General features: G+C 63.6%; 15 protein-coding genes. 6 read left to right on the top strand and 9 right to left on the bottom strand.

Going from position 1 to position 15,193, the window contains the following annotated elements:
- Nucleotides 1-28: 28 nt before the first annotated feature.
- Complete coding sequence (locus EN824_RS13080; protein WP_135932377.1) at nt 29-1,243, top strand: MFS transporter; 1,215 nt, start codon at nt 29-31, stop codon at nt 1,241-1,243.
- A 40-nt stretch (nt 1,244-1,283) separates the two neighbouring features.
- Here the strand turns inward: EN824_RS13080 and EN824_RS13085 are convergent, their stop codons facing one another.
- The gene (locus EN824_RS13085; protein ID WP_245520978.1) at nt 1,284-1,862 is read right to left on the bottom strand and encodes a TetR/AcrR family transcriptional regulator; all 579 of its coding nucleotides are present in this window, start codon (nt 1,860-1,862) and stop codon (nt 1,284-1,286) included.
- Between the two features lie 97 nt (nt 1,863-1,959).
- On the opposite strand from EN824_RS13085, the gene EN824_RS13090 reads away from it, so the two are divergent.
- Nucleotides 1,960-2,868 (top strand): SDR family oxidoreductase, encoded by a 909-nt coding sequence (locus tag EN824_RS13090; RefSeq protein ID WP_135865836.1) that lies wholly within the window; start codon nt 1,960-1,962, stop codon nt 2,866-2,868.
- A 12-nt stretch (nt 2,869-2,880) separates the two neighbouring features.
- On the opposite strand, the gene EN824_RS13095 is transcribed toward EN824_RS13090, so the two are convergent.
- Nucleotides 2,881-3,228, bottom strand: coding sequence for a GFA family protein (locus tag EN824_RS13095; RefSeq protein WP_127279578.1), 348 nt, complete (start codon nt 3,226-3,228; stop codon nt 2,881-2,883).
- A gap of 115 nt (nt 3,229-3,343) precedes the next feature.
- On the opposite strand from EN824_RS13095, the gene EN824_RS13100 reads away from it, so the two are divergent.
- A complete protein-coding gene (locus EN824_RS13100) occupies nt 3,344-4,633 on the top strand; it encodes an amidase (RefSeq protein WP_135865892.1) in 1,290 nt (429 codons plus the stop codon).
- A 21-nt stretch (nt 4,634-4,654) separates the two neighbouring features.
- Here the strand turns inward: EN824_RS13100 and EN824_RS13105 are convergent, their stop codons facing one another.
- The 5 genes from EN824_RS13105 to EN824_RS13125 are packed head-to-tail and all read right to left on the bottom strand — an operon-like array spanning nt 4,655 to nt 8,910.
- Nucleotides 4,655-5,080 (bottom strand): hypothetical protein, encoded by a 426-nt coding sequence (locus EN824_RS13105; protein ID WP_245512088.1) that lies wholly within the window; start codon nt 5,078-5,080, stop codon nt 4,655-4,657.
- Complete coding sequence (locus EN824_RS13110) at nt 5,077-6,057, bottom strand: hydroxyacid dehydrogenase (protein WP_127872362.1); 981 nt, start codon at nt 6,055-6,057, stop codon at nt 5,077-5,079. The genes EN824_RS13105 and EN824_RS13110 overlap by 4 nt, the downstream gene beginning before the upstream one ends.
- 14 nt (nt 6,058-6,071) lie before the next feature.
- Nucleotides 6,072-6,791 carry a FadR/GntR family transcriptional regulator gene (locus EN824_RS13115; RefSeq protein WP_127872323.1) on the bottom strand — a complete coding sequence of 240 codons (720 nt, stop codon included), beginning with the start codon at nt 6,789-6,791 and terminating at the stop codon, nt 6,072-6,074.
- 2 nt (nt 6,792-6,793) lie between these two features.
- Complete coding sequence (locus tag EN824_RS13120) at nt 6,794-7,963, bottom strand: mandelate racemase/muconate lactonizing enzyme family protein (protein ID WP_127872324.1); 1,170 nt, start codon at nt 7,961-7,963, stop codon at nt 6,794-6,796.
- A gap of 59 nt (nt 7,964-8,022) precedes the next feature.
- On the bottom strand, nt 8,023-8,910 hold the full coding sequence (locus tag EN824_RS13125) for a sugar phosphate isomerase/epimerase (protein ID WP_127277895.1): 888 nt from the start codon (nt 8,908-8,910) through the stop codon (nt 8,023-8,025).
- Nucleotides 8,911-9,311: 401 nt separating this feature from the next.
- Between EN824_RS13125 and EN824_RS13130 the strand changes: the two genes are divergently transcribed.
- From EN824_RS13130 to EN824_RS13140, 3 genes are all read left to right on the top strand, one after another.
- A complete protein-coding gene (locus tag EN824_RS13130) occupies nt 9,312-10,367 on the top strand; it encodes a sugar phosphate isomerase/epimerase (protein ID WP_127277894.1) in 1,056 nt (351 codons plus the stop codon).
- A gap of 50 nt (nt 10,368-10,417) precedes the next feature.
- On the top strand, nt 10,418-11,605 hold the full coding sequence (locus tag EN824_RS13135; protein ID WP_135932378.1) for a Gfo/Idh/MocA family oxidoreductase: 1,188 nt from the start codon (nt 10,418-10,420) through the stop codon (nt 11,603-11,605).
- 226 nt (nt 11,606-11,831) lie between these two features.
- Nucleotides 11,832-12,683, top strand: coding sequence for a sugar phosphate isomerase/epimerase (locus EN824_RS13140; protein ID WP_135865831.1), 852 nt, complete (start codon nt 11,832-11,834; stop codon nt 12,681-12,683).
- A gap of 162 nt (nt 12,684-12,845) precedes the next feature.
- Here EN824_RS13140 and phnE (EN824_RS13145) read toward each other — a convergent pair whose 3' ends face one another.
- A complete protein-coding gene (phnE, locus tag EN824_RS13145) occupies nt 12,846-14,213 on the bottom strand; it encodes a phosphonate ABC transporter, permease protein PhnE (RefSeq protein WP_135932379.1) in 1,368 nt (455 codons plus the stop codon).
- Between the two features lie 3 nt (nt 14,214-14,216).
- A complete protein-coding gene (gene phnE, locus EN824_RS13150; protein ID WP_127277890.1) occupies nt 14,217-15,173 on the bottom strand; it encodes a phosphonate ABC transporter, permease protein PhnE in 957 nt (318 codons plus the stop codon).
- Between the last annotated feature and the right edge of the window lie 20 nt (nt 15,174-15,193).

The raw sequence follows: 15,193 nt of genomic DNA on the forward strand, positions 1-15,193 counted from the left end.
GGCGCCGCAAACAGATCGGAGACTGACCATGGCCGAACCCGCGACAGGCGCCATTGACGCCGCACTTCTCGACCCCGCCGAATCCGATGAACGAACCGAACCGGCGTGGGGTGCCGTGGTCTCGCTCGCCCTGGGCGTTTTCGGTCTGGTCACCGCCGAATTCCTGCCCGCCAGTCTGCTGACGCCGATGGCGCGCGATCTCGGCGTAAGCGAAGGCGTTGCCGGGCAAGCGGTGACGGCGACCGCGATCGTGGGCGCCATCGCCGCTCCCACCATGGCCATCATCACAAGGCGCACGGACCGCAGGCTGGTGATGTGGATGCTGACGGCGTTCCTTATCCTGTCCAACCTTCTCGCCACCTTTGCCTCGTCGCTGCCCATGCTCCTGCTGGCCCGCGTCGTGCTCGGCGTGGCCCTTGGCGGCTTCTGGGCCATGTCGGCCGCCATGGCGTTGCGGCTGGTGCCGATGCGGCTGATGCCGCGGGCGATGTCGATCATCCTGACCGGTGTGTCGCTTGCCACCGTCACCGCGGCTCCGGTCGGCGCCTATGTCGGCGACATCTGGGGATGGCGCACGGCATTCATGATCGCGACCATCGTCGGGGCGCTGGCACTGCTGGTGCAACTGGCGACCATTCCGAAACTGCCGCCGGTGGGCGTCGCGAGCTTCCGCACCTTGCTCGAAGTGCTGGAGCGGCCGTCGATCAGGGTTGCCCTGCTGGTCGTGCTGCTGGTCGCGTCCGGGCACTTTGCCGGTTTCACCTATGTCCGTCCCTTCCTCGAGAAGGTGCCGGTGCTCAACATCGAGACGATCTCGCTGGTGCTGCTGGCCTACGGCATAGGCGGTTTCTTCGGCAACATCGCCGGCGGCATCCTCGCCGAACGCAACCTCAAGGCCGCCATCGCGCTGGCGCCTCTGCTGATTGCATTGGCGGCCGCCTCGATGCTGATCCTTGGCGCGTCGCCCACGATCGCCGCCACTGCCGTCGCGGCCTGGGGCTTTGCCTTCGGCGCGGTGCCGGTCGGGCTGCAGAGCTGGCTGGTACGGGCAGCACCCGACCAGGCCGAGAGCGCCGGCGGTCTGATGGTTGCAACCTTCCAGGTGGCGATTGCGCTGGGCGCCGTCTTTGGCGGCCTGCTGGTCGACCATGCCGGCGTCGCCAGTGCCTTTGCCTATTGCGGCGTCGCCACGCTGCTGGCTGCCATCGTGGTGTTCCTGCGCGGCCCGAGGCAGGCCGAATAGTCTCTCCCAACAGCTACCATTGGCAACGGCCCGAGAACCACTACGGTTTTCGGGCCGTTGCCGTTGTGATGGCGGCGACGAAGCGGTTGAGACTGTCCTCGACATAGACGGCCACTTCGATGGTCGGATCAAAGCTCCACCATAGCAACGAACCTTGCCAGTGCGACGCCATCAGCAGGCCGACGTCTGGTGGCGGGTCGTCGATTTCAGCGAAGCAGGCCGCAAGAGCAGCGCACAGGAATGCCTTCCAGGTAGCGCCGCGCGCCCTGAGCACAGGATCGCGCAGATCCTCGCGCAAGACGAGCAGGCCCTCGGCATAGGACTCGATGCCGCCATAGCCCTGCGACAGCGCCACCAGCAATTCGATGGCACCGGCCGGGGTTCTAGCAACGCCGGTGGCCAGCGTTCTGGTCTTGTCGTCGAGATCATCCCAGGCATGCAGCAAGGTGCGCTGCTTCAACCGCGCCTTGTTCTTGAAGCGCTGCACCAGGGTTGCGCCGGACAGGCCGCAGGCTTTTGCCAGACGCTCGAAGGTAAGCGCCTCCGGCCCGTGCTCGTGGATCAATCGCAAGGCTGCTTCCAGCACCTGTTCGTCGGACCGGGTTTTGGGACGGGTCATCTTGACATTCCAATATAACCGAATGATCATTTATATATGTTGCGAGCGGCGTTTGCCAGCTCGGATTTGATCGATGGTGCTGTTTTGGGAGAGTTCAATGACGTTGCAAGGGAAAGTTGCCCTGGTTGCCGGCGGCACACGGGGCGCCGGGCGCGGCATAGCGGTCGAACTCGGCGCCGCCGGCGCCACCGTCTATGTCACGGGGCGGAGCACGCGCGGCCAGCAATCCGAGTATGCCCGGCCAGAGACCATCGAGGAGACGGCTGAACTGGTCACCGTGAACGGCGGCACGGGCATCGCCGTGAAGGTCGATCATCTCATCGCCGATGAAGTACGCAGGTTGGTCGAGCGCATCCGTGACGAGCAGGGTCGCCTCGACATACTGGTCAACGATATCTGGGGCGGCGAAAAGCTGTTCGAATGGGACAAGCCGGTCTGGGAGCACAATCTGGAGAACGGCCTGCGCATGCTGCGCCTGGCCATCGACACGCATCTGATCACCGCGCACCATGCCTTGCCGTTGATGATCGAGCGGCCGGGCGGGCTGCTTGTCGAGATCACCGACGGCACCGCCGAATACAATGCCCGGCATTATCGCCTGTCGCCTTTCTACGACCTTGCCAAGGTGGCGGTGAACCGCATGGCCTGGGCTCACGCCAAGGACCTTGCAAAACACGGCGCCACGTCGGTCTCGCTGACGCCGGGCTGGATGCGTTCGGAAATGATGCTGGAGATCTATGGCGTCGCCGAAGAAAACTGGCGCGACGCCACGGCGAAAGTGCCCCATTTCGTCATCTCCGAAACGCCGCGCTTCGTCGGCCGCGCCGTCGCCGCTTTGGCCACGGATCCGGATCGCTCGCGCTGGAACGGCCAGTCGCTGTCCAGCGGCGGGCTGGCGCAGGTCTATGGTTTCACCGATTTGGACGGCTCGCGACCCGATGCCTGGCGCTATGTTCCGGAGGTTCAGGATGCCGGCAAACCAGCCGATGCAACAGGCTACCGGTAGAGCAGAACTGCTTCAGGCCGAGCGCCCATCGAAGTCGAAGATCGACAAGGTGGACGGGTCGAGACCGGTCAAGCAGTTGATGTTGACGTAGGCGCTGCGTTCGCCGCTTTCGCTGATGTCTTCGGCAAAGGGATGGATGCCGCAGGTTCGGCAGAAGCGGTGTGCTATTTTCGCTTCGCCGAATGTGTAGCGGCCAAGGTCATCGCCCCAGGCGACGAGTGTGAGCTTGTCATGTGGCACGGCCCACAGCAGCGCACCCTTGCGGGCGCAGATCGAGCAATTGCAGCGAACGACGCCCTCGAGCTCGCCCTCGATTTCGAACGCAACCTTGCCGCAATGGCAGCTGCCCTTGTACAGCATCAGTATCTTCCTGTCGCTGGCCGGTGCAAAGGCACGCTGGCCGGGTTATTCCTTCGGCAGGCCTGGCGGCTGCTTGCCCGAAGGACGTTCTATCCTGGCGGAGTCCGACATCGACATGCAATCAATCCGCGACCGTCTCGAAAACATCCTGTCACGTCTTGCCAGTCGTGCAGCCGACGAGAAGGTCTACACGAAGCTTTATGCCGAAGCCGCACGGGCCGCGGCTGACGCCAGCGATGCCCGCAAACGAGCCGGCGTGACTCTTGGGCCGCTCGACGGCACCATTGTCTCGATCAAGGATCTGTTCGATGTCGCCGGCGAAGCGACCACGGCGGGCTCGCTGATGCGCAAGACCGCCGCGCCGGCTCAGCGCGATGCGGCCATCGTCGGCCGGCTTCGGCAAGCCGGTGCGGTCATCATCGGCAAGACCAACATGACCGAATTCGCCTTCACCGCGATCGGCGACAACATGCATTACGGAACGCCCGGCAATCCCGTCGACCCAGGGCGCATTCCAGGCGGTTCGTCCTCGGGCGCCGGCGTGTCTGTCGGCGAGGGGACGAGCGACATCTCGATCGGGTCCGACACCGGTGGTTCGATCCGCATCCCGGCGGCGCTCAATGGTGTCGTCGGCTTCAAGCCGACAGCACGGCGCGTGCCGCTGACCGGCGCCTTTCCGCTTTCGGGCACGTTGGACTCTATCGGGCCGCTCGCCCGAACCGTCTCGCAATGCGCAGCCGCCGACGCGGTGATGGCCGGCGAGGCGCCGAACGAATTGGCCGCCATTCCACTCGCCGGGCTTCGCATTGGCATTCCGCGCGGCGTTCTTTTCGGCGACATAGAAGGCGGGGTTGCCGCGGCCTTCGAGCATTGTCTTGGCAGGATCGAACAGGCCGGCGCGCACATTGCGGATCTGTCGATCGACGACATGATCGCGGAGTTTCGTGCGGCCACCAAGCGCGGTTCGATCGCCGCCATGGAAGGCGCCGAGGTGCATGCCGACTGGCTGGCGGCAGGCGCGCCGGCGCCGGTCGACCCGCATGTGAGTGGACCCTTGTCGCGGGCGGCGCTGCTGCCGGCGCCCGTCTATATCAGGGCGCTGCGCCGGCGCGCCGCACTGGTCGCTGCCATGGACGAGCGGCTGGCGTCGGTCGATCTCCTGGCTCTGCCGGCCACACCGGTGACCGCCCCGACCATCGCCTCCATGGCCGAGGACGCCGAGCTGCGCGACCGCACCGAAGGACTGCTGCTGCGCAACACGCAGGTCGCCAACCAGTTCGACCTCTGCGCGATCTCGCTGCCAATGCCGGGCACGGCGCTGCCGGCTGGCCTGATGCTGGTCGCGCGCAACGGCCACGACCATCGTCTGCTGCGGATAGCGGCTGAAGTGGAGAGGCTGCTGTGACGAGCAGCGTGCCCACGGCAATCAGTGCGCCGCACAGCGCCTGCGCTCGGCTTTGCCAGAGGCGCGTTCGATACGCGTAACGACCAGCATGGGCGGCTCGTTCGGCTCACCGCGATGCTGGATCGATCCTCTGACGACGAGCTGTCCCGCGTGGAGCTTGTCGGAAGTGTCGGGTGCGGCCCTGTCTTGCAGCGCCAATTCGGTGGTGTTGAGCGCCACGCCTTTGATGACCTTGCCGGTGGCCAGATCCAGCGCGTTACCCGAGGGACAAGGGTCTCTGAAGCAGACGATTCCATTGCTGCAGTAGACATAGTCGCTGCCCTCTGCCGCAGCGAGTGCAGGCAAGGCCGCGGTCGAACACGCGGCGAGAACCAAGGATGCCAAGCGACGATACAACATGACTTTCAGCGTCACCAACAATTGAAGCGAAACCGCGGTGTATTTCACGTGTCGGCCGGAAACCGCCGCCGGTAATGATCGACCACTTCGGGATTGCGCAGATTGACAGGCAGCTTGCCGGCCAGCACCAGCAGGGTCTCGCCGGCCGCGCCGACGCCCATGCGCATCATCGATTCCTCGGTAATCCCTGCCATATGCGGGGTGATGATGACATTGTCGAAGCCGAAATAGGGATGATTTGCCGGTAGCGGCTGTGTCGAGAAAACGTCGAGCGCGGCGCCGCCAATGCGGCGCTGCCGCAAGGCCTCGATCAGCGCGTCGTCGTCGACGACCGGCCCACGCGACACGTTGATCAGCAGTGCGTTGGGTTTCATGCGGGCGATGCGCTCGCGGCTGATCAGGCCGCGCGTCTCCGGCGTCAGCGGGCAGCAGAGCACGATGATGTCGCTCTGCTCGACCAGCGCGTCGATCGACAGGAAGCCGACTTTTTCCGGCGCCGGCTGCATGCTGCGCGTCGTTGCCACAACCTTGAGGTCGAAGCCGTGCGCGGCGATATGCCCGACGGCTTGCCCGACTGCGCCGAGGCCGACGATGCCGATGGTCTTGCCGGCGAGTTCGATGTTGGAGTTGGCATGCTCGCGGCCGGCAAGCCAGCCCTTGGCGCGCAGGTCGCGGTCGACCCTGCGGAATTGCCGCAGCAGCGCAAGCGCGGTGAACATGACATGTTCGGCGACCGAGCGGGCATTGACCGCCGGCACGTTAGCCACCAGCACGCCGGCTGCCGCGGCTGCTTCCATCGGGATCATGTCGAGCCCCGCGCCATGGCGAATTGCGGCCCTCAGCTTCCAGGCGCCCTCGAACAGCGCCGGCGGCAGCGGCGCCCGCACGATGACGATGTCGGCATCCTTGGCCTCCCTGGCCAATGTGCCGGCGTCCAGCGCCGAAGCGATCACCAGCTGACCGGCGCCGGCGAGCTTGGCCGAGGCGCGCGGGTGCAGCGGATGGGTCGACAGGATCTTTGGCACGGTCTGGGTCACGGTCAGGCCTTTTCGAGCGCCGCGCCTGCGGGCGAAGCCGCCATGCCGCCCTCGATCAGGCCCTTCCAGTAGCTTTCGGCGCCTTGCAGATGGGCGCTCATCAGCGCCTGGGCGAGATTGCCGTCGCGGCGCAGCAGCGCCTCGTAGATCTGCACGTGCTCGGCATGCGAGCGCACGCTGCGTTCGGGATCGTTGAAGTAGATCGGCAGGCGCTGCTCGCCCATCAGATAGTAGACGCTGCAGATGTTGTGGAAGACGCTGTTCTTGGTGGCGCGCACGATTTCGAGGTGGAATTCGCGGTCCTCCTTGGCCAAGCCTTCGCCAGCGGCGATGCGCTCCTCGGAGGCCTTCAGGATTTCGCGCAGCCGTTCGAAATTTTCCTCGGTGGCGCGCGAGCAGGCAAGCTCCGCGGCCTTGATCTCATGGATCTTGCGCAACTCGACCGTTTCATAAATCTGCATGGGATCGAGCGGCAGGCCGGCGCGTGCGAACAGCGCCAGCGCCTCCACGCTCGCCTGTTTGGTGTCGATGTAGATGCCTGATTTGGCGCGGCGCTCGACGATGCGCATGGCTTCGAGGATGGCAAGCGCTTCGCGGATCTGCCCGCGGCTGACGCCAAAATGCTCAGCCAACTCGCGTTCGGAAGGCGTGCGGCCGCTCTCCTTGTCCGAGTGGGAGAACAGATAGGCGGCGAGTTCCGCGAGAAGGTTGTTTTCTTTCATCGTCAATTGCGTTGCGCGTGCGCCTCCAGGAATCGCTCCGAAATGGTGAATCCCAATCCGGCCTTTTCCGGGATCGCTATCATACCGTCCTTCGCTTCGACAGTCTCATCGACCAGATCGTGGATCATCGGGTTGGCGCCGAGCGAATATTCGACCGTGAAACTCGAAGGCGATGCGGCACAGACATGCAGCCCGGCGAAGAAGCAGGGCGCGCCGGCCCATAGATGCGGCGCAAAGCGCAAATTGAAGGCGCTGGCGATGGTGCCGATCTTCATTGCCTCGCTGATGCCGCCGCAAAAGGCCGGATCCGGCTGGAAGATGTCGGCGGCCTTGAGCACGGCGAGGTCGCGAAAGGCATAGCGCGTCGCCTCGCTTTCGCCGGTGGCGATCGGAACGGCGCCGGCGGCGCGCACTTCGGCCATGCCCGGCTTGTCGTCGGCGATCACGGGCTCCTCGAACCAGGCGAGATCGAGATCGCCGACGAGGTGGATGAAGCGCTTGGCTTCCGCCACGGTATAGGTTCCGTGGGCATCGACCATCAGATCGACATCGGGGCCGAGCGCCTGGCGTGCCGCGCGCACGCGAGCCGCGGAAATATGCGCGGCGCCATCCATGGCGCCCACCCGCATCTTCAGCGCCTTGAAGCCGCCCCTGGCGATATAAGATTTCAATTGCTCGCCGATGGCATCGGCCGACGCCCAGCCACCGGAGGCATAGGCCTGCATGCGATCGACCTTACGGCCACCGAGAAGCCGCCAGACCGGCTGGCCTAGCGACTTGCCCAGGATGTCCCAGAGCGCGATGTCGACGGCGCTGATGGCGGCGACGCTCATGCCGCGCCGCGCCAGCTGCGGCATGGCGTGGCCTGCATGGGCGGCACTCTGGTGGCGCACGCCGTTGTAGAGCATTTCCCAGATGACGCCGATATCGGCCGGATCGCGGCCGATCAATTGCGGCCCGACTTCTTGGTTCAGCATATGGACGAGGGCGCCATAGCTGCCGGCACTGCCGGCCGCATTCTTGCCTTCGCCCCAGCCGACCAGCCCGTCATCGGTTTCGATGCGCAGGATGGCCGCGTCGAAGGTCGTCACCTGGCCGAAGTCGCTGCGATGCTGCTTCGCGGCTTCGATCGGGACGCGGACCCACCAGGCCTGGACTGTCTTGATGCGCATATTTTTCCCCAGCCCCGCCGCCGGCCAGGGCGGAAGGGCAAATTCCCAGAGGCGGTCGACTACTTGATCAGCGGCAACAGCGTTTCGGCGGTGATGCGCATCTGGTCGGTGTAGAATTTCTCGGTGAGTACGCTGGAGCCGTGATCCTGGATGAACTTCAGCTGCTCGGGCGAGATATCGACCGGGTGGCGCTCAACCATGTCGGGATAGGGTGCCGCCGGCGTGCGGTCGACCGGGGCGACGAACTCGTTGGTCAGCGCGCCATCATAGCCGACTTCCTTCAAGGTCGCGACGATCCTGGGCCAGTCGATCTGGCCGAGGCCGGCGGCGAAGCGGTTGTTGTCGGCGACATGGAAGTCGAACAGGCGCTTTCCGACCTGCCGGATGGCGTCATGGACGTTAAATTCCTCCATGTGGAGGTGGTAGGCGTCGAGGCAGACGCCGCATTCGGGGCTCACCGCATCTGCCAGCGCCAGTGCCTGTGCGCCGCGGTTGAACAGATAGGTCTCGAAGCGGTTCAGCGGTTCGACGGCAATCTTGACGCCGACCTTCTTGGCGTGGGTGAAGCATTCGCGGGTCGCGTCGACGACCCACTTCCACTCCTCTTCCTCGGTGCCGTCCGGCACCACCTTGCCGACGGTTGCCGGAACCAGCGTGATGATCTCGCCGTCGAGTTCGCTGACCATCGTCAGCACGTCCTTGACGTATTGCACGGAGCGCTCGCGCTGGCCCTGGTTCCTGGCGGCGAGGTTGCGTTCGCCCAACATCAGGGTCACCGCGCCCCAGCAGCGGATGCCATGCTCCTTCAGCAGCGCCCGCGTCTCCTTGGTCTTGTACTGCGCGGGCTCGCCGGAAATCTCGATCGACTCATAGCCGAATTTCTTGATGCGCTTGAGCGTCGTCTCAAGGGGTTCCGCGCGCATCCAGTTGTGCGTCGAAAGATGCATGGTCTGTCCTTCCCAGATTCGTCCGTATGGTTTGCCTGCGACATGCATCGCCGGAAGACGACGCAAGGGTTTCCTCCCCAAGGCATCCCCAGCCTTTTCCCGCAAACTGGTTCGACCAATTGGGCCTGAAGCGAGGTCTACAGCAAATTCCCTGGAACGGCAAGAAGCGTGGAGACGCTACTTCCTGTGTGAATTATAACATTGATTGTATTGCGTTATGTGCCGATATTTTGGATATGCGGAGGGCTTTGCCGTGACATTGTCGGGCTTGACCAAAATCCCCCATTTGGTAATACCAGAATGGCCGTGCCTGTAAGGCGCCTGGTTCGAAAAGACCAAAATGGCTGGCCCTGCTTCCAATCGGCGCTATGCTTGGTCGCGACAAAATGAGGAGGATGCCGATGCCGACGACAATGAAGGGCCCTGGACTGTTTCTGGCGCAGTTCGCGGGCGACGCCGCGCCGTTCAATTCGCTGGCGTCGATCACCAAATGGGCCGCCGGTCTCGGCTACAAGGGCGTGCAGATCCCGACCTGGGACGCGCGCCTGTTCGACCTCAAGAAGGCGGCGTCTTCCAAGGCCTATTGCGATGAGGTGAAGGGCATCTGCACTGACGCCGGGGTCGAGATCACCGAACTGTCAACGCATCTGCAGGGGCAATTGGTAGCGGTGCATCCGGCCTATGACGCGCAGATGGATGGTTTCGCGCCGCCATCGGTGCACAACAACCCGAAGGCGCGGCAGGAATGGGCCGTCGAACAGATGAAGTTCGGTGCCAAGGCATCGCGCAATCTCGGGCTGAATGCCTCGGTGTCGTTCACCGGCTCGTTGGCTTTCCCCTACCTTTATCCTTTTCCGCAGCGGCCCGCCGGTCTGATCGAGGAAGCCTTCGGCGAACTCGGCAAGCGCTGGAAGCCGATCCTCGACGCCTATGAGGACAATGGTGTCGATGTCGGCTACGAAATCCATCCTTCGGAGGACGTGTTCGACGGGGCCACCTTCGAAATGTTCCTCGACGCCGTCGGCGGCCACAAGCGCTGCAACATCAATTACGACCCTTCGCACTTCCTGCTGCAGCAGCTCGACTATCTCGAATTCATCGACATCTATCACGAGCGGATCAAGGCGTTCCACGTCAAGGACGCCGAGTTCAATCCGACCGGCCGGCAGGGCGTGTACTCCGGTTACCAGAGCTGGACGAACCGTGCCGGCCGTTTCCGTTCGCTCGGTGATGGGCAAGTGGATTTCGGTGGCATCTTCTCCAAGCTGACGCAGTACAATTACGATTCTTGGGCGGTGCTGGAATGGGAATGCTGCCTGAAGCATCCTGAGGACGGGGCGGCCGAAGGGGCCCCCTTCATCCAGCACCACATCATCCGGGTGACCGAGAAGGCATTCGACGATTTCGCCGCGGGCACCACGGACAAGAAGCTGCTGCGCGCCATGATGGGAATTTGACACGGCTTTCGCTCCCTTTGGGGAGGGTATTTCATACGAGGGAGAAAAATATGGTTGGCGCATCGAAGTCGGAAACGGGAGGCGGCCCGATCCGCTACGGCATGGTCGGCGGCGGGCAAGGCGCCTTCATCGGCGCGGTGCACCGGATCGCGGCGCGACTGGACAATGATTTCGTGCTCGTCGCGGGCGCCCTGTCGTCCGATCCGGCACGCGCCAAGGCCTCGGCCGCCGAACTCGGGCTCGATCCCTCGCGCAGCTATGCGTCCTACGCGGAAATGGCCAAGGCCGAGGCGAAGCGCCCGGATGGCATCGAGGCGGTGGCCATCGTCACTCCCAACAACGTCCATGTGCCGGCGGCCAGGGCTTTCCTCGAAGCAGGCATTCACGTGATCTGCGACAAGCCGCTGGCAACCACGTTGGCAGAGGCGAAAAAGCTTGCGGCGATAGTCGAAAAGACCGGCAAGGTGTTCGTGCTCACCCACAATTACACCGCCTATCCGATGGTGCGGCAGGCGCGCGAAATGGTGGCCAAGGGCGTGCTTGGCGACATCCGCATCGTGCAGTCGGAATATCCGCAGGACTGGCTGACCGAGGACCTGGCCGCCACCGGCCAGAAGCAGGCGTCGTGGCGCGGCGACCCCAAGCAGGCGGGGGCCGGCGGCGCGCTCGGCGACATCGGCACCCATGCCTATAACCTCGCCCGCTTCGTCTCCGGGCTCGAGCTCGACTCGCTGTCGGCCGATCTCGATGCCTTCGTGCCGGGGAGGCTGCTCGACGACAACGTCAACGTCATGCTGCGTTTCAAACCGGCGGGAAAAACGCATCCGGCCAAGGGCATGATCTGGGCGAGCCAGGTGGCGCCCGGTCATGAGAACGGCTTGAAGCTGCGCATCTACGGTTCGAAGGGCGGGCTGGAGTGGGTGCAGGCCGATCCCAACTATCTCTGGTACACGCCGTTCGGCCAGCCGAAACAGTTGATCACCCGCAACGGCGCCGGCGCGTTGCCGGTGGCAGGCCGCGTCAGCCGCGTTCCGTCAGGCCACCCCGAGGGCTATCTCGAAGGCTTCGCCAATATCTACCAGGAGGCCGCACGCGCCATCCGCGCGGCGCGGCGCAAGGGCGGCAAGCCGGCAAAGGATGTCGTCTTCCCGACCATTGAGGACGGCGTCGAAGGCATGGCTTTCATCGAAGCCTGTGTGAAGTCGTCGAAGAAGAATGGGGCGTGGACGAAGCTGTAAGGGGGGCCTGGCAAGCGCGGAATTCCCCCTCACCCGGATTGCCAACCGAATTGCGAAGGGCAATTCGGGGCAATCCGACCTCTCCCCGAGGGGAGAGGAGGTCGCTGGTGCCGGCGTCAGTCTCTTCTCCCCTCGGGGAGAAGGTGGCCGCGTAGCGGCCGGATGAGGGGCTTGGCGCGAAGTTGGCGGGAACAACCAGCCGGCCTTGAAAATGGGGAGGGCGTCGATGAAAATCGGCATGTGCATGTTCTTGTGGACGACGGCGGTGTCGAAGAAGCACGAGCCATTGCTTCGCGACATCAAGGCAACCGGCTTCGACGGTGTCGAGATACCGATCTTCGCCGGGACGCCGGACGACTACCGGAAACTGGGCGAATTGCTCGACCGCATCGGGTTGGAGCGGACGGCGGTTTCAGCGATGGGCGATCCCTCGATGAACCTGATCTCGGCCGATGCTGCAACGCGCAAGGCTGGTGTCCATTACATGAAATGGGCCATCGATTGCGCCGATGCGCTTGGCGCCCGCACGCTGAGCGGACCGCTGCATTCGACGCTGGGCGCCTTTTCCGGAGCCGGGCCGACAGCCGCCGAGAAAAAACGCTCCGTCGCCTCGCAGCGCGCCATTGGTGACCATGCCGGCAAGCGCAACGTCACCATCGGGCTCGAGGCGCTGAACCGCTTCGAATGCTATCTTCTCAACACCATGGCCGACCTGTCGGAGCATGTCGACGTCATCGACCGGCCGCACATCAAGGCGATGTACGACACGTTCCACGCCAATATCGAGGAGGCCGACCCGATCGGCGCTTATACGAAGCACCGCAGGAATGTCGTGCATATCCACATATCGGAGAACGATCGCGGCGTGCCGGGGCGCGGCAACATTCCCTGGAAAGAGACTTTCGCGGCGATCCGCAAGAGCGGCTATGACGACTGGCTGACCATCGAGGCGTTCGGGCGCTCGCTGAAGGATCTGGCGGCGGCGACGAAAGTGTGGCGCGATTTTTCCGAGACGCCGGAAGCGGTCTATCGCGAGGGATACAAGCATATCAGGGACGGGTGGAAGAAGGCGGCTTAGGCTTAGGGCACGTCGATATTCGGGTGAGGCCGGTCTGCAAATGCAGGGTTCCTGCGCTTCCGGTGCTCACGTACCCAAAAAGTACGCTCCGCTCCGGTTCTCGTAACCCTGCATTTTCGACTCGGCCTGACCCGAATCTCAACATGCCCTGAGGCGAGATCGTTATCCTTGCTGGGCCTGGATCCTATTGTAGTCGTGGATCGTCCGGCTCAACCTGCGGCGCAGGAAGTTGGATATGTTGTCGAAGATGAAGACGACGAGCAGGATCAGCAGAACCATGTAGAAGACGTTGGCCCAGTTGGAGTTGGTGCGCATCGCTTCCCACAGTTTCAGGCCAATGCCGCCGGCGCCGACCGCGCCGATGATGGTGGCGCCCCTGGTGTTGGATTCCCACTGGTAGAGGGTCTGACTGATGAAGATCGGGATCACTTCGGGCATAACGCCGTAGCGCTGCACCAAAAGGCCGTTGGCGCCGGTCGAAAGCACCCCTTCACGTGGCTTGTCGTCGATGTTCTCCAGACCTTCCGAATAGACTTTGCCGAGCGTGCCGATCTCGGTGAAGAAGATCGCGGCACTCCCGGCCAGCGGGCCGGGGCCGAAGGCGCGGGTGAAGAACAGCGCCCAGATCAGCATGTCGACCGAGCGCATGAAGTCGAAGAAGCGCTTGAGCCCCTGGCTGAGCACGCCGCTTGGCGTAATGTTGCGCGCCGCGAAGAAGGCAAGCGGGAAGGCGACGATGCCGCCGAGGAGCGTGCCGAGAAAAGCCATGACGATGGTCTGCAGGAGCTTCGTCCAGACGTCGCCGTGCTGCCATTGGGCGTTGTTCCAGATGCTGTCGCCGGCCAGCGCGAGGTTCGAGGTGCCAGGTTTCAGCTCAGGCCCCGATATGATCAGCGAGATCACTTCCGACGCTGATTTGCCGAAGAAGGGCGAGCGTGTGTCGAAGACGAAGTTCGCCCAGCCGAGGAAGCGCTTGCGCACCTTGACCCGGTCGACGGTGACGCGCACCTCGCCGACAAAGCCCATCCTGGCGATCACCTCGTCATCGTGAACCGTCATCCAGTCGGGCACCGGGCCCGAGACCACCGGCTTGCCGCCGGTCAGCGCCACCGGCACTGTCTGTCCATTGGCGACAATCGTCGCATAGGTCTTGTCGAAGGTGACGGATTTGGCCTGGCCGTCGATCCGCACGGTGAAGGACCCGTCGGCATTCTTGATTACCCAATCCGGATTGGGATTGTCGCCCAGTGCGGAGAAACGCGGATATTTGGGCATGATCTCCGGCTGGTCGAGACGGAATTCCGGCTGCAGATCGTAGCTGATCCACTGCGTCAGGAAGAGTGGCAGTCGCTCCCAATGCGATTCACGCAATACCTGCGGCAGGCTGAAGAACCACAAGGCATAGACCAGATAGAGGAGAGTGCCAACGAACAGGAGCAGCGGACCGAAGCGCTTGTATGCGGGGCGCCAGAAAACCTGCGGGTGGCGCGCCTCGATCGACAGCATCTCCTCGGCGGTCATGGTTGCCATGATCTATGCCCCCATCATAAAGGCTTGTTCGCCGACCAGCTTGCGGCGAAGCCAGGCGGAAAACTGATCGATGATGAAGATGGTCGTGAACAGCAGCAACACCAGCGCCAGCGTCTTGGCGCCGAAGCCGCGCGAGATGGACAGCTTCAGCTCTTCGCCGATGCCGCCGCCGCCGACGGCGCCGATGATGGTCGAGGCCCGCACGTTGATCTCGACCCGCAGCAGCGTATAGGACACGAAATTGGGCAACACCTGCGGAAGGTCGGCGAAGCGCACCCGCTCGAACCAGTTGGCGCCGACCGCCGTCAGGCCTTCCTCGGCGCGCATGTCGATGTTCTCGTTGATCTCGTAGAACAGCTTGCCGAGTGCGCCGATCGAATGCAGGCCGATGGCGATTATGGCGGCGATCGGACCGGTCGAGACGATTGCCGCGAAGAGGCCGGCGATGACGATTTCCGGAAAGGCACGCAGCAATTCCATGAAACGCTTGACCACCAGCCTCAGTGCCGGATGGGGCGTCAGGTTGCGTGCCGCGAAGAAGGAAAAAGGCACCGCGAAGATGAAGCCGATGAAGGTCGAAACCAGCGCCACGTTCACCGTGGTCAGCATCAGTTCGAAATATTCGGGGACGTAGAAACCGCCCCAGACATAGACGCGGCCGAGCGGGAAGTTGAATTCCTGGGTGCCGGTATCACGCGGCGAGGCGATGTCGAACAGCGCTCGCCAGACGTCGTTCCAGTCTTTCGGGACCAGCCAGCTCAGGAAATCCAGTATGTGCGGCAGCCGGTCGAAGAAATGCCCGGCATTGGCTTCGTCGGCGAACCACATGCTGGAAAGCATCGCGGCAAGCAGGAGGCCGACGCCGAGCACGGTATAGAACCGGCGCAGCGACGTCTGGCGTCGCCAGGCATCGGCCGTCTGGTGAATGCCGTCGGAGGGGGCTGTCACGGAAAGGGTCATGATCGGAGATGCAAAAAGGG

It is taken from the genome of Mesorhizobium sp. M8A.F.Ca.ET.181.01.1.1, from assembly GCF_004792025.1.
In the GTDB taxonomy this organism is placed as follows: domain Bacteria; phylum Pseudomonadota; class Alphaproteobacteria; order Rhizobiales; family Rhizobiaceae; genus Mesorhizobium.

Bases quoted from the DNA above. Each gene is read 5' to 3' on its own strand.
- EN824_RS13080 (WP_135932377.1), top strand. From the start codon at position 29: ATGGCCGAACCCGCGACAGGCGCCATTGACGCCGCACTTCTCGACCCC.
- EN824_RS13085 (WP_245520978.1), bottom strand. From the start codon at position 1,862: ATGACCCGTCCCAAAACCCGGTCCGACGAACAGGTGCTGGAAGCAGCC.
- EN824_RS13090 (WP_135865836.1), top strand. From the start codon at position 1,960: ATGACGTTGCAAGGGAAAGTTGCCCTGGTTGCCGGCGGCACACGGGGC.
- EN824_RS13095 (WP_127279578.1), bottom strand. From the start codon at position 3,228: ATGCTGTACAAGGGCAGCTGCCATTGCGGCAAGGTTGCGTTCGAAATC.
- EN824_RS13100 (WP_135865892.1), top strand. From the start codon at position 3,344: ATGCAATCAATCCGCGACCGTCTCGAAAACATCCTGTCACGTCTTGCC.
- EN824_RS13115 (WP_127872323.1), bottom strand. From the start codon at position 6,791: ATGAAAGAAAACAACCTTCTCGCGGAACTCGCCGCCTATCTGTTCTCC.
- EN824_RS13120 (WP_127872324.1), bottom strand. From the start codon at position 7,963: ATGCGCATCAAGACAGTCCAGGCCTGGTGGGTCCGCGTCCCGATCGAA.
- EN824_RS13125 (WP_127277895.1), bottom strand. From the start codon at position 8,910: ATGCATCTTTCGACGCACAACTGGATGCGCGCGGAACCCCTTGAGACG.
- EN824_RS13130 (WP_127277894.1), top strand. From the start codon at position 9,312: ATGCCGACGACAATGAAGGGCCCTGGACTGTTTCTGGCGCAGTTCGCG.
- EN824_RS13135 (WP_135932378.1), top strand. From the start codon at position 10,418: ATGGTTGGCGCATCGAAGTCGGAAACGGGAGGCGGCCCGATCCGCTAC.
- EN824_RS13140 (WP_135865831.1), top strand. From the start codon at position 11,832: ATGAAAATCGGCATGTGCATGTTCTTGTGGACGACGGCGGTGTCGAAG.
- phnE (WP_135932379.1), bottom strand. From the start codon at position 14,213: ATGGCAACCATGACCGCCGAGGAGATGCTGTCGATCGAGGCGCGCCAC.
- phnE (WP_127277890.1), bottom strand. From the start codon at position 15,173: ATGACCCTTTCCGTGACAGCCCCCTCCGACGGCATTCACCAGACGGCC.